The organism is Pediococcus parvulus, from assembly GCF_007990205.1.
GTDB lineage: Bacteria > Bacillota > Bacilli > Lactobacillales > Lactobacillaceae > Pediococcus > Pediococcus parvulus.
Window position 1 is genome coordinate 1 of record NZ_BJWE01000012.1, and the last position, 20,562, is coordinate 20,562.

General features: G+C 38.7%; 14 protein-coding genes and 1 CRISPR repeat array (1 of these 15 only partly in view). Of the genes, 8 read left to right on the forward strand and 6 right to left on the reverse strand.

The window, feature by feature from the left end; genetic code table 11:
- Positions 1 to 153: 153 nt before the first annotated feature.
- The gene (locus tag PPA04_RS04015; RefSeq protein ID WP_057783674.1) at positions 154 to 618 is read left to right on the forward strand and encodes a universal stress protein; all 465 of its coding nucleotides are present in this window, start codon (positions 154 to 156) and stop codon (positions 616 to 618) included.
- Positions 619 to 823: 205 nt separating this feature from the next.
- On the opposite strand, the gene PPA04_RS04020 is transcribed toward PPA04_RS04015, so the two are convergent.
- The 3 genes from PPA04_RS04020 to celB form a co-directional block, all read right to left on the reverse strand.
- On the reverse strand, positions 824 to 2,230 hold the full coding sequence (locus tag PPA04_RS04020) for a C69 family dipeptidase (protein ID WP_057783672.1): 1,407 nt from the start codon (positions 2,228 to 2,230) through the stop codon (positions 824 to 826).
- Between the two features lie 143 nt (positions 2,231 to 2,373).
- The gene (locus PPA04_RS04025; RefSeq protein ID WP_057783670.1) at positions 2,374 to 3,174 is read right to left on the reverse strand and encodes an HAD family hydrolase; all 801 of its coding nucleotides are present in this window, start codon (positions 3,172 to 3,174) and stop codon (positions 2,374 to 2,376) included.
- Positions 3,175 to 3,379: 205 nt separating this feature from the next.
- Entirely contained in the window at positions 3,380 to 4,732 is a 1,353-nt protein-coding gene (gene celB / locus PPA04_RS04030) for a PTS cellobiose transporter subunit IIC (protein WP_057783668.1), read from the reverse strand.
- 753 nt (positions 4,733 to 5,485) lie between these two features.
- On the opposite strand from celB, the gene PPA04_RS04035 reads away from it, so the two are divergent.
- The 3 genes from PPA04_RS04035 (at position 5,486) to rbsK (ending at position 8,261) form a co-directional block, all read left to right on the forward strand.
- On the forward strand, positions 5,486 to 6,856 hold the full coding sequence (locus PPA04_RS04035) for an NAD-dependent succinate-semialdehyde dehydrogenase (RefSeq protein WP_057783666.1): 1,371 nt from the start codon (positions 5,486 to 5,488) through the stop codon (positions 6,854 to 6,856).
- 20 nt (positions 6,857 to 6,876) lie between these two features.
- Entirely contained in the window at positions 6,877 to 7,248 is a 372-nt protein-coding gene (locus PPA04_RS04040; RefSeq protein ID WP_057783664.1) for a nuclear transport factor 2 family protein, read from the forward strand.
- Between the two features lie 92 nt (positions 7,249 to 7,340).
- On the forward strand, positions 7,341 to 8,261 hold the full coding sequence (gene rbsK, locus PPA04_RS04045; protein ID WP_057783662.1) for a ribokinase: 921 nt from the start codon (positions 7,341 to 7,343) through the stop codon (positions 8,259 to 8,261).
- 465 nt (positions 8,262 to 8,726) lie between these two features.
- Here the strand turns inward: rbsK and PPA04_RS04050 are convergent, their stop codons facing one another.
- The 3 genes from PPA04_RS04050 to PPA04_RS09550 form a co-directional block, all read right to left on the reverse strand.
- A complete protein-coding gene (locus tag PPA04_RS04050) occupies positions 8,727 to 9,143 on the reverse strand; it encodes a hypothetical protein (protein WP_057783660.1) in 417 nt (138 codons plus the stop codon).
- 129 nt (positions 9,144 to 9,272) lie between these two features.
- Entirely contained in the window at positions 9,273 to 9,737 is a 465-nt protein-coding gene (locus PPA04_RS04055; protein ID WP_147206720.1) for a GNAT family N-acetyltransferase, read from the reverse strand.
- A 74-nt stretch (positions 9,738 to 9,811) separates the two neighbouring features.
- A complete protein-coding gene (locus tag PPA04_RS09550) occupies positions 9,812 to 9,973 on the reverse strand; it encodes a hypothetical protein (RefSeq protein ID WP_186806947.1) in 162 nt (53 codons plus the stop codon).
- 382 nt (positions 9,974 to 10,355) lie between these two features.
- On the opposite strand from PPA04_RS09550, the gene cas5c reads away from it, so the two are divergent.
- The 4 genes from cas5c to PPA04_RS04075 are packed head-to-tail and all read left to right on the forward strand — an operon-like array spanning position 10,356 to position 16,367.
- The gene (gene cas5c, locus PPA04_RS04060) at positions 10,356 to 11,087 is read left to right on the forward strand and encodes a type I-C CRISPR-associated protein Cas5c (RefSeq protein WP_057783655.1); all 732 of its coding nucleotides are present in this window, start codon (positions 10,356 to 10,358) and stop codon (positions 11,085 to 11,087) included.
- Complete coding sequence (gene cas8c, locus PPA04_RS04065) at positions 11,084 to 12,961, forward strand: type I-C CRISPR-associated protein Cas8c/Csd1 (RefSeq protein ID WP_057783653.1); 1,878 nt, start codon at positions 11,084 to 11,086, stop codon at positions 12,959 to 12,961. The genes cas5c and cas8c overlap by 4 nt, the downstream gene beginning before the upstream one ends.
- Positions 12,962 to 12,963: 2 nt before the next feature.
- A complete protein-coding gene (cas7c, locus tag PPA04_RS04070) occupies positions 12,964 to 13,866 on the forward strand; it encodes a type I-C CRISPR-associated protein Cas7/Csd2 (RefSeq protein WP_057783652.1) in 903 nt (300 codons plus the stop codon).
- Between the two features lie 23 nt (positions 13,867 to 13,889).
- Complete coding sequence (locus PPA04_RS04075; RefSeq protein ID WP_057783650.1) at positions 13,890 to 16,367, forward strand: CRISPR-associated helicase/endonuclease Cas3; 2,478 nt, start codon at positions 13,890 to 13,892, stop codon at positions 16,365 to 16,367.
- Between the two features lie 176 nt (positions 16,368 to 16,543).
- Positions 16,544 to 20,562: direct repeats of the CRISPR family, unit length 32 nt; unit sequence GTCGCATCCTTTATGGGTGCGTGAATTGAAAT (it continues 1,386 nt past the right edge of the window).

Sequence of the window (20,562 nt, forward strand, 5' to 3'; positions counted from 1 at the left end):
AAGAAAGTTCTAGATGTAAACATCTGCCGGTCTGCATGAATGTTTACATCTGGGACTTTTTTTACGGGATGGATAAATTTTTCTCAAATGGTAGCGCTACAGGCTAATATTGATTATAATCAACTTAGAAGACTGAAGTGAGAGGTAAACCCAATGCAATACAATAGAATTCTGGTTCCGGTGGATGGCTCAAAAAATGCTGAACTTGCTGTGACTAAAGCTGTGTTTACTGCCAAACGAAATTCGGCACATTTAGATATTATTTCTATCATCCAAACAAGCCGTTTCTTAGATGTTTATGGGCACATGGGATCAAATACAGATTATTTAGATATCACCTACCGAAGAACCAAAGAATATGTTGAAATGTTACAACAAACTATCCATGAAAAATACAATTTTGATGATGTGTCAGTTTCAATTGAATCTGGCAATGCAGCTAAGATCATTGCTGAGGTGGCTCCTAAAAAGTTTGGCGACGATTTGATCATGATGGGTGCAACAGGAATGAGCGCTTTACAACGGACAATGATTGGCTCTGTAGCGGATTATGTCGTGCGTGTGGCCAAGTGTGATGTTTTGTTGGTCAGAACTGATCTAACGAATAAATTACAGTAAAAACTTGTATTAAACTAAAAAGGTGTATCCAATAAACGAGGTTAGCTAAGGTTAATTCGTTTATTGGATACACCTTTTTTGAATGCAGATTGTGGTTCCGTTAAACCATCGCTGTTTAAAACTATACATAAAAGTTAGAATTATCCAAAAAAGCCGTGAAAAAATGAATTTTTCACAGCTTTTTAAATTTACAAGTCTTAAAAACTTAATCGTTCAAAGTGAATTGTAATTTCATTTGTGGTTCGCCTAAAGCTAACATTTGACCGAGAAGTTTGTTGGCATAGGCCATTGCAACATCTGACATTTGGTTGTTAACGGACTCCAAGTATTTTGAAACGTCAGTCTGTTGGGTTGCAACCTTATCAGTTTCCATTTGAAGATGACGACAATCAGCAACTGTGTTTTCTTCAAACAAGTTTTCCTGATCCTCATACAAACCGAAGTTGTTATCACCCATCAATGCCAAAACGTTTGTGAGCCAGTACATGGCAGTTGGGTCACATTCACCGGTTGTTTTACGGTAAGCATCAGGTGTGTCATTAACGTTTGCGTAGAATGGAACTGGTGCATTAAACGTATTAGGACCAAAGGCTAACCAATGAACACCAGCAATTTCTGCAGGAACGTCAGAACGAATTTGTAAGATGTGTAATTCCTGATTTCGGTTGATACCGATTGGCCGGAACTGTTTCTTTTCGTCTTCAGTACCCGTGCCGTAAGGATCATATGGTGTGTTTTGATAGTGTGAACTCAAAACAAACTTCATATCTTCCACACTGATCTTTTTAGAAGTTCGGCAGATGAAAGGTAAGTCCTGATCAATTGGGGATTGGTCAATTTCAGGGTTGAAATACTTTTGGCCGTACCAAGCACGCGGATTATTGTAACGAGTATCCTTGATTGTGGCACTCCCAAAGATATGACGTAAGTTAACTTGGTCAGGATCTGGGTTTAAATGATTTTTCTCGATTAGTTCTGGTAAATCACTTGCAAATAAAGTGTCTTCAGAATCGAAATCATATTGGTCAATGTTGAAACGGTTTGGCGCAATGACATAGGCATCGTCAGGGATGCGGATCGCTGCCCAGTGATGCCCAGCGATTGATTCGAAATACCAAACTTCATCTTTGTCGGAGAAAGCCATGGCATTCATTTCGTACGTGCCATATTTTTCAAGAAGGGCACCTAACCGTTTGACACCTTCACGCGCGGAGTGAATATAAGGAAGTGTAATGGTTGTGATATCCTCTTCGCCAATGCCATCGGCTACAAGGGGATCAACACCCAAAATTCGTGAGTTTGAAGTAATCGTTTCAGTTGCAGTCATTGCGACGTTGTCACTGTTAATACCAGCACCAGCCCAAATTCCGCGGCCATCTGTGGCATCAGGAGTCGAAGTATAACGCAATGGATTTTCAGGTAAATCAATTTCAACGGGGCTTAAAACTGATTTGTATTGTTTAGGTTGATCCTCAGGCTTAATCACAACAAACTTTTGGGGATTAAGTGGACCGGCTCCGTCCTCGTTACGGGCGATCATTGTAGAACCGTCAATGGAAGCTTTTTTACCGACTAAAATTGTGGTACAGGAACCTTTAATACGTTTTGTCATAAAAAATATCATCTCACTTTAATTATTTACTTAATTGTAGATTAATTGGCCCAAAAATGCGAACCGAGATTTCAATGGATTTTTAGATTAACTAAAAGCACTTAAACGCCGACCAACAAAGTCAAGTTTAAGTGCTGATTTGATTACTTAGCTAAAATATGTTGTTCAATCCCAATTGCGACACCATCTTCGCGATTGCTGGTCGAAACAAATTTGGCGTACTGTTTAACTTCCTGACTGGCATTTGCCACCGCAATGGGTAAACCGACGTGTTTAAACATGGGAATATCGTTTTCTCCGTCGCCAAAGGCTGCCAATTGGTCAATTTTCAAGTGTTCTTCTTTTTGAATTTGAGCAATTGCATTGGCCTTAGTCGCACTGGTTGGGGTGATTTCGATATAAGCATCCCCTGAAGTCATCACATTTAAATCTGGTAAGTTTAATTGTTTTAAGTACTTTTGTAAACGATCAAATAAGGGCGGCTGAAAACTCATAACCATAAATTTATAGATTGTTTGAGTTAGATTGACAGAGGTTTTCTGAATAACCGGCTTTTCATGAGTGATCGCAGTTTCGGCGTCAGTTTCTTGGCAATGTTTATCTGTGAACCAAGTGTGATCAGAATACCAGTTTAAGGATACTTCGGGAAAGTTTTGATGAATAATTGTCATTATTCTTTTAACTGTTTGAGGATTAATAGCTTGTGAATAGATTTGTTGGTAGCCTTTAAGCTGAGGCTTGTAAATTAAGCCCCCGTTGAATGCAACTTGAGTGGTATTCAAGTCAAGGTCGTGAATGGCAAACTGCATTTCAAATGGTGCTCGTGCCGAAACCAAGGAGACTGGAATAGGACTATTTTTAATAACCGAAATATTTTTAGCACTGATTGATCCGTCAGGGCTGAGTAAAGTATTATCCATGTCTAAAAAAATGTGTTGAATCATACAAAATCACGCTTTCATCGTTTTTTGTTTAATTAAAGGTGACGCTTACATTCAGTGTAGCATTAAAGCAATCTTATTTGTGAAAAACAATTTGAGAAGTTTTGCGCTGAAAAAAAACAACCTCAAATTGATAGCTGAACTCAATTCGGAATTGTTTTTTTAAAAGCTAAATTTTTGAACTACTTACAGACAAAGTTGACTTAATTTATTTTTCAGCATCAGCTATGGCTTGCTCTTTCTTAAGCAAAGTACGGTCATAATGACGAATGAATGGGTACCAAACAAGAAAGGCAACGAAGGCACAGAAGATTGATAGAACGGCGCCTTGCCAACTGGCAGTGGCCAAGAAACCACTCAAGCCTACCGGGGTTGGCCAAGGTTGCTGAACAATAATTTTCTTGACTATTCCAGAAGTTACTGTGAAATAGCCAACGATGCCGGATACTAATGGTGCACAGATAAATGGCACTGCTAACTGGACGTTGTAGACAATTGGAAGTCCAAATAAAATCGGTTCGTTAATGTTGAAAATAGCTGGGACCAGTTCAACCTTACCAATACTGCTAAGCTGAGCGGATTTAGCTCTAAAACTTAACCAAATTGCCATACCTAAAGTAGCACCAGAACCACCAATGATAACGAAGGCATTCATGGGATCACCGGCGAAAAAGTGGTTAGCACCGTGAACATTAGCGGCCATATTAGCCAAAACGATTGGTGTATAGAAAGAACTCATAATGGTAGCACCATGGATCCCGAACCACCAGAGAAGGTGGATCAAGAAGATGATGACTAGGAATCCCCACCATGTATCAGCGATGTTACTGATAAATGAAAATGGAATGTAAAGGACTTTAAAGATATCGGTTCCGGCCATAATCAAAGCCAAGTTGATTGCACCAACAACAAAAGCTACACAGAAGCCTGGAATTAAAGCACTAAATGAATTTGCAACTCCGGCAGGTACTGAATCTGGCATTTTAATTTGCCAGTTGTGTTTGATGGTTAAACGATAGATTTGAACTGTTAACCAGCCAACAACTAACCCAGTAAAAATACCAACTGAAGCAATTCGAGTGATACCGCTTGTAGAAACGGCATAACCACCGCCGATAACGTTCAATTTATTTAAAGATTGAACGAACTGAATGCTACCGTTTTTCCAAACTAATTGAGGAACAGTGATGAACATTGCCATTAAGAACAACATTAAGCCATTTAATGGATCAAGGTTAAGGCTTTCTTCATCACGATAAATTTTGGTGTATGTGTAGGTAAAGGTCCCAGAAAAAACCAATGCCAAAATACCCATAGTTGAATTATAAATTACTTGGAACATATTGGAGAATCTTCCGATTGTACCAGCATACCAAGCCGCAAATCCAGGAATAGGAAAAGCCTGTGGTAAAACAGTTAAAATTAAGAAAATAGCACCAACAATAGAAAAAGTGATAACACTATAGCCGGCAGCCATGATTGCTCGTACGAAACGTGAGCCGGAGAATATACCGATAGCATTACTAAATTTGTCTTTGAATGATTCTGATTGGTCAGCCATATTTTTTCCTCCTATATATAAATGAAAAGGTTGATAAACAAAAATATGAAAGTAAACCAGACCAATGGTTAAGTAGTTTTTGTTTATGCCGTTTTTCTGAATTGTTATGTGATAATTTAAGATACCGTAACTAAACCAAAATCAAAATTGGTCTATGATAGAAACTCTTTAAGTACTCATAAAGTCACGTAAAAATGTAAGTATAATAGCTGAAATGTTTGCAACTTTTTCAAGTCTGAAAAAAGTTTTTTCAATTTTTTGATTTTTCTAAATGGCAAATTACTCAGTTTTATAATGTTTTTCAATTATGTTTTCATCTATTTCATCTCCTTGAAATCAATTGCTAAAGACTAGCTTATGTTGGTTAGTTTAAAATATTTGTATTCTTTTTGCAAGCGTTTTCTAAAGTAAATTTAATTAAAAAAAGTTATTGGTATAGGTAATACCCCAAATCTAGGGGGTTTTCACTTCTGTGTGGTTACTGAAATTAAATTAAAATTCCTCAAAAAAGTAACAATCGAACGTTAAAGTGTGGTTGCTTTTAACTATTCATTTATTTATTTTATGAAACGCTAGGAAAATTATTAATTTTGAAGTGCTCAATTTTGAATAGACCGATGTAAATAAAATAATGCTTTCATCCGTTATGAATTTGAAATTTGGTTGTGCAAATATTTCGCATTAGCTAATTTGCGCTCGTTATAATGAGGGTTGTAAACGCTGTTAACTCAAACAAGGTAAGGAGAATATTCTATGACCTATAAATCAGTAAATCCCTACACGAACGAAACGTTTAACGAGTATCAAAATGCATCTTCTAAAGAGATCGAATCTGCCTTGCAGATGGCTGCTGATCTTGCTCACACGTGGGAGAGTGAATCGCGTTCCAAACGAGCAGAGATTCTTCACACCGTTGCCAATCAATTGCGAGCACAAAAATCCAGTATGGCGGAAATTATGACTCAAGAAATGGGTAAATTGATTGGTGAATCAGAAGAAGAAGTAAGTTTGTGTGCGTCAATTGCCGATTATTTTGCGGACCATGCGGATGAATTTTTAGAACCAACTGAGATTGAAACCACTGGCGCGAGCGCAAATGTTTTGAAACAAGCTTTGGGACCAATTTTGGCATGTGAGCCATGGAACTTTCCGTTATATCAAGTCATGCGAATTTTTGCACCAAACTTTATGGTGGGAAACCCAGTGATCTTAAAACATGCATCCATTGTCCCGGGATCGGCTCGAAAAATTGCCCAGATTGTGGAAGAAGTTGGTGCACCTGAAGGCAGTCTGATGAATCTATTCTTAGATTACGACCAAATTGGCGAAATAATTGCCGATCCACGGATTACAGGGGTTGCTTTAACCGGTTCTGAACGCGGAGGTAAGGAAGTTGCCAAAGCGGCGGGCGAGAATCTGAAAAAATCAACGTTGGAGTTGGGTGGTAATGATGCCTTCATCGTTTTAGAAGACGTGGATAAAGACGTATTATATGAAGTTGCACCGGCAGCGCGTTTAGCCAATACTGGTCAAACTTGTACGGCTTCAAAACGGTTTATTGTCCTCGATTCGCTGTATAATGATTTCATCAAGCAGCTAACGAAAGCTTTTTCACAAGTTAAAATGGGCGATCCCATGAACCGGGATACAACTTTGGCGCCAATGTCTTCAGAAAAGGCAAAGACCAAACTACAAAAACAAGTGGATGAAGCCGTTGCGGCGGGGGCAACCGTTGTTTATGGTAATCAGTCGGTTGATTTAGATGGGCAATTTTTCATGCCAACGATTTTAACTGATATTACGTCTGAAAACCCAATTTTTGATCAAGAATTGTTTGGGCCGGTTGCCACCGTTTATCGGGTTCATTCTGAGAAAGAAGCCATCGAATTAGCGAACAACTCACAATATGGACTGGGAAGCGTGGTCATGTCGAGTGACTTAAAACATGCAGAAAAAGTGGCAAGTCAAATCAAAGCGGGAATGACGTTCGTAAACCATGGCTGGACCAGTTTACCGGAATTGCCCTTTGGTGGCGTTCGGAACTCTGGTTATGGACGTGAATTGAGCAAACAAGGGATGCTGACATTTGTGAATGAGCATTTAATTTATACGGTTGAAAAATAACGAAAAGAGATATCGGCTAAATGACACGAGAAGTAATTATTGCTGAATATTTTCAGATGTGGATCACAAAGGACTTTTCCAAGCTGACAGAGTATTTTGCTCCGGAAATTTGTTATACGGAATGCTATGGGCCTCAGTATGTGGGGCTTGATGAAGTTCAACAATGGATTAAAAATGAGTCAGCTAAGCAAACCGTTTTGGAATGGCAGATTGATGAAATTAAATCTGTCGATAACCAGTCTTTTGTAAAGTGGTTTTTTAAGGCTCACGAACAAACGACTTACGAATTTGATGGAGTTTCTGTGATTCAGTGGAATGCAGAGGGAAAAATTTCCAAATTGGATGAATACCAGTCTAAATCGAACCATATCCGTCCTTATCAAATCAAGTGAAATTGAGAATCCATGTTGACATGGTTATTAGGCTCTGTATACTCTTAGATAGAAATAAAATCGATTCTAATATAGAAAAAGAAGGAGTAACCATGGCAAATAATGTGACGGTTGTTGGTAGTTTGAATATGGATATTCACATTCCGGTTGCACACATCCCCTTGCAGGGAGAAACACTGAGTTTACTAAAACCTAGCAGTCAGGCGGCGGGCGGAAAAGGTGCCAATCAGGCTGTGGCTGCTCAGCGTTTAGGCGCTTCCGTGCATTTCATTGGTTCTGTTGGTGATGATGACGCTGGAAAACTTTTGCGAAATAAGTGTCAAAATGAAGGCATTGATATTAGCGGAATCCGAATTTTGAATGACGCTAATACTGGACAGGCGTTTATTATGCTGGAACCAGATGGCCATAACACAATTATGGTTGAGGGTGGCGCTAATAAGTTGGGTTCAGTGGAAGCTGTTAATGCAGATCGGGTGAATATTCAGCGTTCACAGATTACGATTGCCCAATTGGAGACAAATTTGGAGCCGGTCATCGCGGCGTTTAGATTGGCCAAACAAGTGGATCGGTTAACTATTTTGAATCCAGCACCGGCTTTGCCTGAATTACCGGAAGAATTGATTCAGTTGACGGATGTGATCACGCCAAATGAAACGGAAGCGGCGACATTGACTGGTCAAAAGGTGGAAACTGAAGCAGATTGTCAAAAGGCTGCGGCGAGGTTCCAAGAGATGGGAATTGCCAATGTGGTGATCACGCTGGGATCAAAGGGCGTTTTCTACAGTGTGAACGGTAGGAGTCGATTGGTGCCTGCGCATAAAGTTACGCCGGTGGATACAACGGCGGCGGGAGATACGTTTATTGGTGCGATTGCGGCAAAGGTGGTGCCAGATTTGAGTAATATGGATGAAACGATTGAGTTTGCAAATTTGGCGTCGTCATTGACGGTGCAAAAAGAGGGCGCGATGGATTCGATTCCTGAATTAAGAGAAGTGAATGAAGTAAAGTGAACGAAGAAGAACGGGAGTCAGAAGTTTCTAAGCGTAATGGAGGCGGGATCGCAATCCCGCAGGAATTATGCTTAGAAACTTCTGACTGTTCTTCTGAGTTGTCCTGAAGCTCGGCGGAAAAGTGCAGTAGATGGATATGGAGGCGGGATCGCAATCCCGCAGGAATCCTGCTTAATTATTTAAACCTGATTTGCGGAGTTGTCCTAGGACTTGGCGGAAAAAGGATAAGATGACAACATGAAGCACCATGAAATATCAAAAAAAGGGAAGTCTCAATGAAACTAATAGAAACAGATCATGTCAGATTAACAGCAACAAAAAAGAAATTTAGTTGGTTAGAACTAGCTGCATGGATAGCTTTAATTGTATCTTTGAGCTGGTTATGGAAGAAGAATTAATTTACACAAAAAACTAGAATCCACCTTACTTTGATTAAGGAAGATTCTAGTTTTTAATTGGCACAAATTAAGTACGTGCCCGAAATTGATGGCGACATGTCGGACAGGTAATTTGAATTTTTCCTTTTCCTTTAGGGATGCGAATGCGTTGGTGACAGTTTTTACAGGTGAAAAAGCGATATTGTTTGCGTTGCTGCCATTCCTGATAACGGCGACTTATCGGTTTAGTTAACCAAGCTGTCCATTGCTGAAATTTTCCGTTTTCTCGAGCTCGTTGGTAGATTTTTCGTGAAAACACGCGCCAATAAGTAGCGATCAGAAAAAGCAGGCCCAACAGATTGAGCCAACCAGCGTGGATAAAGATGGTTAAGAAAATTAGGATCAAACCACAACTAATCAAAAATTTATTCAAACTGTCCATGATTCCGTAACGGCCCTGCATGAACTGTACGACCTTATAAAGCCATTTTGGTGGTTGTTTCAATACTATTTCACCTCACTTTTGCTTAATAACAATTGATTGAAAACTAAACATGGCATGAAGCACTTAGACAATGAGTTCTCATGTCATGTTTAACATCATACAACAATCTCGCCTTAATATTCACCTGTCTTATGGTTTAAGGGTCATTTTTATAAAGGTTATCGGCATACCAAATGGTTTAGCAGCGCGTTCGCTGACCTTTTTGAAACCCATTTTGTTATAAAGGTGAATGGCGCGTTCATTAAAATCCGCCACTTCCAAGGTGACTTTGCCAAAGTAGTGGTAGTGCTGACGACCAAAGGCAATGCATTGTTGAACAAATTGTTCTCCGTAGCCTTTTCCAGTATCTTCAGGGCGAATTCCGAAGCCGATTTCCATGACGCCATTGTGAAACTGATATTCGTAAATTCCGAATAATTGCTCATTTTCATCTAAGATTGAAAAGTAATCGCTATTACTCATCAGCAATTCGTTTAATAACTCAGAGCGACTAACTGAAGGTGGAAAATTATAAAATGTATGCGGTTCTGGATACTGCCAATTGAGGTAAGTATTTGCTTGTTGCGCATTCATTTTCATAATTCTGGCCATCATGGACACTTCCTCTCACTTTTACCACCATCATACGCTAAAACACCTTTGTTTCATAGCGATGACGGGTATCTACCTTATTTTTTCTTCTGACCGATCACAATGGTTAGGCCAATTAAAACGGCACCTAAAATAAGGCAGATCGTATTGAATATTTGAGGTGAAAATGGCCGAATAATTCCGATAACAAGCATCAAAACGGCCACCGCCAACAAGCGTTGATAAAATTTATTTGACATTGAAAAACTTCCTTTTTTTAAATGGGTGGTTCTACTATTCTATATGCGAGCATTTTTATACCAGCGGGGCAAATGATACAGAATAAAATGTTTAGATTAAGGTATCAATGATATGCTATGATAAATATATCATAGTGGATCTATGTGAATTGAAAAATGATCGTTATTTTTATGAGTCTTGTTGGCTACATTGAGTAGTCAAACTTGAGGCAGTTCTTTTATATAAGAACTGCCTTTTTAATCATCATAAATTATAAACTCATGATAGTTATTTTTATAGGAAATATTGTTTTTTTTAAATAACCGTGTATAATACAAGTATAGTAAGATAAGAAAACGCTATCAAGCAATTCTAATTCTACAGTGAAATGGAGGAAAAAACATGCCGGATAATTTATTAGAGTATGAGATGTGGGGCAAAAATGCATTATACTGCGAGCCGCTTAGTCGTGGCTCAGAAAAAATGTCATTTCCGCTCCCTACTTATCAATCTTTGATCGGAACTTCCGAAAGTATTTACTGGAAGCCAACTTTTAAGTATGTTATTGATGATCTGAGGGTTATAAATCCGATTAAAGTCGAATCGAAATCAATGCGGCCATTAGATAAAAGACTTGCACTAAATCATAATACGTTAGCCTTTTACACCTATTTATCTGATGTTAGGTATCAAGTACGCTGCCATATTGAGTGGAATTTGCAGAGAGAAGACTTGGTCGCTGATCGAAATATAAAGAAGCATACTGCAATTTTTAAACGAGCACTTAAGGCTGGAGGACGCAGAGATGTGTTTCTTGGAACACGTGAATGCCAGGGATATGTTAAACCACAAATTTTTGGTTCCGGTGCTGGTTATTATGATGATGTGGAATCTCAATACTTCGGATTAATGTTTCATGGCTATAACTATCCATCTGATACAGGGGATCCAATGCTTTCTGTGAGAATGGATGCACCAATAATGAAAAAGGGAGTTGTCCATTTTAAAAGACCAGAAGAGTGTAAGATTATTCAGCCAATTCGAAAAATTAAAGACACTGGTGGCCATGACCAAAAATTATTTGAATCGGTAGATGACCTTTATAAGCAAATGATTAGAGGCGATGATAAATGACCGTATTTCAGGATTTGGTTAAAGTCTATGATGATAATCAAGATATGATTGGTAAATTTGAGCAAGACCAATTCAAAAATGATTATACTTTATTGCCAGCTTCACATGTTTCCGTGAGAGTTCAAATTGAGGTCACTTTGAATAAAGATGGACAGTTTTATACTGCAAGACAATTAGATAAACCGGGTGAAACGACTGTGATTCCTGCAACAATTCATTCTGCTAATCGAGCAAGTAATATAGCAGCACATCCGCTCCAAGATAAAATCAAATATGTCGCGGGCGATTACTCTGAATACGCAACTAATGATAAAAAAGCTAAGGCATATCACGAAGACTATCAAGACATTTTTGGGCAATGGGTACAATCGAAATTTTCAAATGCACGATTAATAGCCATTGAAAAATATCAAGAAAAAAATTCTTTGATAAAGGATCTTATTTCGGCCGGGGTCGTTACCCTAGATTCAGGGAAGTTAACCAGTAAGGATAGAGATGCTTATGTACGTTTTGATGTGTATGATGACAATCCAGAATCAATATGGCGAGATACAGAGATGTATCAGTCGTGGACAAAATTTTACGGTCAATTGTTAAAAGAAAAAACACCACTAAATATCGATTATTTGACTGGAAAATTAGTTCCAACAACCAAATTAATTGAAAAAAACATTAATCCAGCCACAAGTGGTGCAAAATTGATTTCTGCCAATGATTCTAGCAATTTCACCTATCGCGGAATGTTCTTGGGAGATGATTTTTATAGTATTGGCTATTTGGAATCCCAAAAAATGACTCATGCGCTAAAATGGTTAATTCAACGACAAGCTTTAAAGAGCGATAGTCGTGTGTATCTGTTTTGGAGTGAAGGTAATAGTAATGATTCCGTTGCACAAACTGCAAAATCTCTCACAAGTGGCATAACAGATTGGCAGACTCAAAAATATCAATTGCTTTCACAGAGTAAAGGCCAGGGAGATACTGGACAACAAATATCCCACGCCTATAACTCACGATTGTTGGGTCTTACTTCGGATATTGAGTATGGAAAACTAGTTCATATAATTTTTCTTGATGCCGCGACGACTGGAAGAATGGCAACTGTGTACTATAACTTTATGGATACTAAAATTTTTAAGGAAAATATCGAGCATTGGGCAAAAAATTGTGGAGTAATTATTAATGACGGCGGTGGCCAACATATTTATACGCCAACTATTAATCAGCTTATTAGCAGTGCGTATAAAGTAGGCCGAGGCGGTCAACGTTACGAAACATTAAAAAAACATGCATTAGGAGAAATGATAGTTGCCATCACAACTGGCCAGTCAATATCTGGTGATTTGCTAACCGTAATACAACACCGACTGGCTAAACCACAAGGGTATGATGCATTACATCAATGGTATAACGATTTATATAATTTTGCTGCGGCCTTTAATTACAACCAAAAGGGAGGAAAAAAGAATATGGCTTTAAATATAGATAATCACGATCGATCATACTTATTTGGTCGGTTACTAGCACTTGCAAATGACATGGAAGAGCGTGTGTTGTATCAACGCCAATCCGCCAATTCTAATGTAAGTTCGCGATTGACAACGGCCTTACGTTTTATGACTAATTTTTCAAATCAGCCAGCGACAACCTGGAAAAGGATTAATGAAAGCATCGTGCAGTCCTACTTTGGGTCGTTGAGTGCTGGAAGCCAGCATTATTATTTAGGTCAAGTTACTGACATTTTGGATTTGCTAGAAGATCATGGGATGACAGATGAACCACTAACACCTCAATATCTGACCGGATTTGCATCACAATATGTTTATAATCATAAAAAACAAGACAAAAAGACAAGTCTACAAACGGAGGCGTAAAAATGAGTTCAAATATTTTGGAACATAAAATTGATTTTTCAGTTGTTATCGGTGTTAAAAATGCCAATCCTAATGGTGATCCACTGGATGGCAATCGGCCACGAGTGAACGCGGATGGTTTTGGCGAAATTACAGATGTTGCAATTAAGCGTAAGATTCGTAACCGTTGGCAAGACATGCATAAACCAGTTTTGGTGTTAATGGAAGAAAGAGTCAAAGATGGTGTGATGAACATTCGAGATCGTGTGAAGCAGAGTGAGGCTGTTAGGGATGCTATTGCTTTACAAAAAGATGATAAAAGTCATTGGCGCGATGCTTTTTATAATGCGGCCTGTGCAAGCTGGCTAGATGTACGTGCTTTTGGACAGGTAATGCCATTTAGTGCAAGCAAAAAATTAAAAGATGGTCTGGATGGGGTATCGATTGGTATTCGTGGACCAGTTTCCATTCAATCTGCATACAGTGTTAACCCAATTAATATTAAAGAAGAGCAAATTACAAAGTCTATTAATCTCGAACCTGGTAGTGAAGGTAAGGCTAGTGATACGATGGGAACCAAGGCTTCTGTGCCATTTGCAGCATATAAATTTAATGGCAGTATTAATGTTGAGCAAGCAGAGAAGACTGGTTTTACGGAAGATGATGCAGCGGATCTGAAAGAAGCTTTGAAAACGTTATTTGTTAATGATAGTTCTGCTGCACGTCCGGAAGGCTCTATGGCAGTCTTAAAGCTGGTTTGGTGGGAACATGGTTCCAAGTTGGGAAAATTTGCACCCTACATTATGCATGATTTGACAACTGTTGAAGTTCCAGAAAAAGCGCAAAACTTTAATGAAATTAAGATAACCGTTAACGATCCTTCAGACATGACTGGAATTCATAAGACAGTTACTGATGGCTATTAAACATTTTGACGGGAGTTGGCAAAATGTATATTGCACATATTAGTGAAGATGATGAACGTATACAATCGTTAAAAGACCATTTGTTGAATGTGAGGGCTCTTTGTGAACAATGGGGAAGTAAAATCGGGCTCCAATATGTTTGTGGATTAGCTGGTTGGCTTCATGATGCAGGCAAATATAGCCAAAAATTCCAAAAGTATATTCGTGATCCGAATGGAAAGCGGGGGTCAGTTGATCATGCTACTGCTGGGGCCATTCTTTTGTATGATTTTTCTCGTGGCGACCAACATGATTTCAACCAAGAATTTAGTCCCAAGAAGGATGGCTCTGAGGCGTTAATAGAAGAGCTATTAGGGAACGTCATTATGGCACACCATAATTCCAAAGGTGCTCTTGATTTTATTGATCCAGTGATTCTGAATATGCCTTTTACCCAACGGTTAAATAAACAAGTTAAAGGTATTCGGGGATATGATGCTAACTATCAGGAACAATACCAACAAGTGGTGAATAACTATTTTACCGAATTTGAGGAAGAAGAATTCGCAGATTACTACTCGAAAGCCCTATCAGAAATAAAACAAATAGGAAATAAAGTACTTATAAATGATCAAAACTTTTATTTGAGGTATGTGCTGAGTGTATTAATTGATGCAGATCATACTGATACTGCTAATTTTGAAGGGAATACCAAATTTGGGTATGAAAATAATCAACATGATATTCTCAATCAATATTTTGATGTGAACGAAAAGGCTGTTCAAACCCAAATTTGCGAAAATACAAAAGAAAAAAATAACAAAACAAAAAAACTTAATTGGCTGCGTCAAGAAATGTCGGATGCTTGTTTTACGGCGGCTGGTGAGCAAACGGGCATTTATTCACTTTCTGTTCCTACAGGTGGAGGTAAAACACTTTCTAGTTTACGGTTTGCACTGCGAAAAGCTCAATTACAAAATGTAGATAGAATTATCTACGTTGTCCCTTACACGACGATTATTGAACAAAATGCTAACGTCATTCGTAACCGTTTGAATGGCAGTGCAAACAAGACGGACAACATCTTAGAGTATCATTCAACTGTTACACAAGAGCCAAAGAAAGATAGTTACTATTATTCTTGGGACAGTTGGGATTCTCCCATTATTTTAACTTCTCAAGTAGCTTACTTGAATGCCTTGTTTGGAAAAGGAAGCAAAAACATCAGACATATGCATCAATTAGTGCATGCTGTTGTGATATTCGATGAAATTCAAACATTGCCGATTAAGTGTATTGAGATGAACAATGCCGCCTTAAAATGGTTGAAAATACAAGGGACGACTAGTTTATTGTGTACAGCAACTCAACCTGCGTTGGACAAAATTAGAAATGGGTTACCTATAAGTAAAGAAATTGTGCCTGATTTAAAATTAGCACAACAAGCATTCAAGCGTGTTACTATTCAACCAGTATTCAACAGTGATAAACAGTTAAAAGTGTTTTCCCTGGAAGATTTAACAGAATTTATAGACGATAAATTACAACAGGGTGTTCATAGCTTATTGGTTATTTTAAATACAAAAGCAGCCGTACGAAATGCATACGAAGCGTTGAACGATCAAAAGGACCTATTTAAATATCACCTGTCAACAGCCATGTGTTCAAAACATCGGCAGGTTAAGTTCTCTGAAATTAAAAAGCAACTTGAAAATCCGCAAAAAAATTCAAAGAAGGTTGTTGTTTTTTCAACAAACCTAATTGAAGCTGGTGTGGATTTAAGCTTTGAATGTGTTATTCGTTCTTGTGCAGGTCTTGATAGCGTTGTGCAAGCTGCAGGTCGTTGTAACCGCAACAACGAAGTGAAACTTGGTTATACTTATTTGATACAGATGGATAAAAATGTGGAAAATGTTGGCGGGCCGCTAAAATTCTTAGGAGAAGCAGCCGGCATTACAAAGGTTTTATTAGCTAATAATGTTAACCGAGATCTTTTATCGGATGAAATTATGAGAGATTACTTTATACGTTTGTATGCTAAAAGGAGTTCTGATCTTCCTTATCCAAGTGATAATGGATTAAAACTTTATCCATTAATCGGCAGTAGTGATGAGGATAAAGAGCCCAATGTTAGTAGCGAGATCAGTTATTATCAGAAAAACAAAAAAATACCATCGACTTATTTAAGTGTGGCACCAAATACAGTTGCGAAATTGTTTCAAGTAATCGATTCATCAACAACTGATGTGATTGTTCAGTATGGTGAAGGGAAAAAGCTCGTAGCTGAGCTTATTTCCCAAAAAAGCAAATTTGAAAGTATTTCAGGACTTTTAAAGCAAGTTCAGAAATATTGTGTTTCGGTGTATGGGAATCGGGAAGAACCTGGTAGTTATCTAGGTAAATTAATGGCGGATGGCAGTGTACGCTATTGCCAAGAACAAGATATTTTTATTGCTGAAGATGGATCGTATAGTGAAAAATTTGGTTTAGGCGAAGGAAAATTTGATTCTTTAGACTACTAATGCACTTAGTTAGTATTGTGGTGCGAGTATGAAGTGCACATAAATGTGCTAGGCAGTTCGCACCAATATTTGCAGGAAATGATTTATTTTTAGTTGTATTTGTTCGTTACATTTTTTTAATTATGTCCAGCCGTCTAAATATAGATATTTCTTCACCAGATATACTATATTTTGCGGTCGCATCCTTTATGGGTGCGTGAATTGAAATTGTTAGCAATGCTAGCAATATTATGGTTAAACAACGTCGCATCCTTTATGGGTGCGTGAATTGAAATGACTCCCTGATCTTTTTTTGTTCCAAAAAATTCAGTCGCATCCTTTATGGGTGCGTGAATTGAAATAGTTTTGCTAACATAACCATATTTTGGTGACTTTGTCGCATCCTTTATGGGTGCGTGAATTGAAATTGTGTGAACCCATCTTGTGCAACTTTGGCATTGTCGTTGTCGCATCCTTTATGGGTGCGTGAATTGAAATATTAATTCAAAATAATCATAAGTTGTTTTGATTAGTCGCATCCTTTATGGGTGCGTGAATTGAAATCACATCTCTTAAATGCATCCTAAAAAATCGGCCTTGTCGCATCCTTTATGGGTGCGTGAATTGAAATTTCGTTTTCGAAATATAAGATTCCGAATGCGGAGTCGCATCCTTTATGGGTGCGTGAATTGAAATTCTTTTAGCACTTGATAAAGCACGTTGCCAAACGAGCGTCGCATCCTTTATGGGTGCGTGAATTGAAATAACACTATCATCCGATTTGAGTACAATGCGTAAAGTCGCATCCTTTATGGGTGCGTGAATTGAAATAGGTTGGTGATGATGGCAAAGTTACCTATTCAATCGGTCGCATCCTTTATGGGTGCGTGAATTGAAATCAGTCTTAATCTTAACTTTTTCGTCTCTTTTATTGTCGCATCCTTTATGGGTGCGTGAATTGAAATATCCAATACAGCCGTGTTACAGTGATAACTATCCCGTCGCATCCTTTATGGGTGCGTGAATTGAAATGAGCTTGATCGAAGCTACACATCTCCACCGCTCAAGAATGTCGCATCCTTTATGGGTGCGTGAATTGAAATACAATGACGGTGGAGCACTAAGTAACGTTACTTTTAGTCGCATCCTTTATGGGTGCGTGAATTGAAATAAAAAGATTCACAAGTACTTGTATGGTGTGAAATGTCGCATCCTTTATGGGTGCGTGAATTGAAATCAATCCGTTCCTTTACGACTAATCAGATATCCGTTCGTCGCATCCTTTATGGGTGCGTGAATTGAAATCATTTCCACTCCTGCAGGCACACACACGTTGCTTGTCGCATCCTTTATGGGTGCGTGAATTGAAATATCAAGTTGTTGACAAAGTTTAACCGATAAACTAAGTCGCATCCTTTATGGGTGCGTGAATTGAAATATATAAAGCTAAGCATAAAGACGATGCCGATGAGTCGCATCCTTTATGGGTGCGTGAATTGAAATAATCTTACACCTCCTATTTCTGATCACGATTCGGCTGTCGCATCCTTTATGGGTGCGTGAATTGAAATCAGCCATTTACGGAGCAAGTCCAACTGCTAAACAGTCGCATCCTTTATGGGTGCGTGAATTGAAATTTTAATCTATGTTATTATTATAACTCTAACTAGCGTCGCATCCTTTATGGGTGCGTGAATTGAAATATGATGTAATCTGAACACATGATCAAAATCGTTTGTCGCATCCTTTATGGGTGCGTGAATTGAAATCCTTTTTTAAGAAGCAATATCATGGAGTTCCATTGTCGCATCCTTTATGGGTGCGTGAATTGAAATTTTTTTAACCAAGTACTGTAACCTTTTAACTTCTGGTCGCATCCTTTATGGGTGCGTGAATTGAAATCGTTAAATTAGCAACGTCCGGTGACTTGAATACCTTGTCGCATCCTTTATGGGTGCGTGAATTGAAATTCAAAATTATTAGGGATGAGTTAAATGCTAAGTTGTCGCATCCTTTATGGGTGCGTGAATTGAAATTACGGATACCGGCTTCAAAGAACCTAAGATTCTACGTCGCATCCTTTATGGGTGCGTGAATTGAAATATGTGACACCTGGTCATTTTGGTGTAGATCCGGGTCGCATCCTTTATGGGTGCGTGAATTGAAATTTCAATGTTGCGGCTGTTGAACTAGATTTAAGTCGTCGCATCCTTTATGGGTGCGTGAATTGAAATCAACCACTCGTGGCTTTGAGTATAAGGAAGTTTCGGTCGCATCCTTTATGGGTGCGTGAATTGAAATAACGTACTAATCATTTGAGAAATTCTAGAAGCGGAAACGTCGCATCCTTTATGGGTGCGTGAATTGAAATTCTTCGTGATATTCTTCGTTAAACTTTTGAACCGTCGCATCCTTTATGGGTGCGTGAATTGAAATTGTTCAAGTTTCTGCTGATGTTACGCGTTTTGAGTCGCATCCTTTATGGGTGCGTGAATTGAAATGATTTAATCAGTGACGATGCGATTCTGGATTATAAAGTCGCATCCTTTATGGGTGCGTGAATTGAAATCCCCTTTCCTTAACCTTATGTACACATTGTAATACTGTCGCATCCTTTATGGGTGCGTGAATTGAAATGTCCAGGCGTTAACGAATTCAATGACGAACAAGGCGTCGCATCCTTTATGGGTGCGTGAATTGAAATAGTGACATCATTTATGATATTGCCAGAATGTTTGGTTGTCGCATCCTTTATGGGTGCGTGAATTGAAATTGCATACTATCAATGGCGCCACCGGACATATTCGCGTCGCATCCTTTATGGGTGCGTGAATTGAAATTATGGTGGCACTAATCTATCTCAGAGCACTTACAATGTCGCATCCTTTATGGGTGCGTGAATTGAAATAGCCATAGCTGGTGCACTAGGTAATACCACATTGCCCGTCGCATCCTTTATGGGTGCGTGAATTGAAATAAATCACAGGAGTCGGTAATTCTAGTATGCGTGGTCGCATCCTTTATGGGTGCGTGAATTGAAATGACATAACGGCTCTTTTGGTCTGGGCAATAAGTGTGTCGCATCCTTTATGGGTGCGTGAATTGAAATGTTTTGAACGTGACGGGAAAACGTATGAATCAAAGGTCGCATCCTTTATGGGTGCGTGAATTGAAATACTTTATATTGGTTCATAAATTTGGCCTCTTAATTGTCGCATCCTTTATGGGTGCGTGAATTGAAATACCAGAAGAAACAGCTGACTTATTATCTGGATTCGTCGCATCCTTTATGGGTGCGTGAATTGAAATCGAATACTGCACATAGCGAGTATCGACGTGCATACGGTCGCATCCTTTATGGGTGCGTGAATTGAAATACTCAAGTCAAGCAATGAAGATCTTACCTCACAAGGTCGCATCCTTTATGGGTGCGTGAATTGAAATTGCTCGGTTTTAAAGTCGCCGTGGATAATTGAACTGTCGCATCCTTTATGGGTGCGTGAATTGAAATATTTAGTAAAATGAAGCCCTCTGTATGTGTTCCATCGTCGCATCCTTTATGGGTGCGTGAATTGAAATTATAACAAAATTTCGGCTATGCGACAACAAGAACAAGCGTCGCATCCTTTATGGGTGCGTGAATTGAAATCATCAAATAACGAGTAGTCAGGATAAACGTAGTAAACAGTCGCATCCTTTATGGGTGCGTGAATTGAAATCAAAAGAGGAACTATAAAATTTAAAAATAATTATGTCGCATCCTTTATGGGTGCGTGAATTGAAATAAGCAACAATGCGTTGTATGCGATATTTGCCAAATGTCGCATCCTTTATGGGTGCGTGAATTGAAATATTTGGTTTTGCCTTCTTTAGGACTTAAAATGTAGCGTCGCATCCTTTATGGGTGCGTGAATTGAAATTATTGAATTCGACAATAATACAGGTGAAGTAACCGGTCGCATCCTTTATGGGTGCGTGAATTGAAATTTACAGCATGGAGCTTATTATGTTTCGAAGGTGGGTCGCATCCTTTATGGGTGCGTGAATTGAAATATGAATCCACGCATGGCTAGTATGACAGCCAAGCAGTCGCATCCTTTATGGGTGCGTGAATTGAAATTAACTCAGCAATGGTCATAGTAGATCCATCAGTCAGTCGCATCCTTTATGGGTGCGTGAATTGAAATAAAAATGGAATGATTTAACGCCACGTATG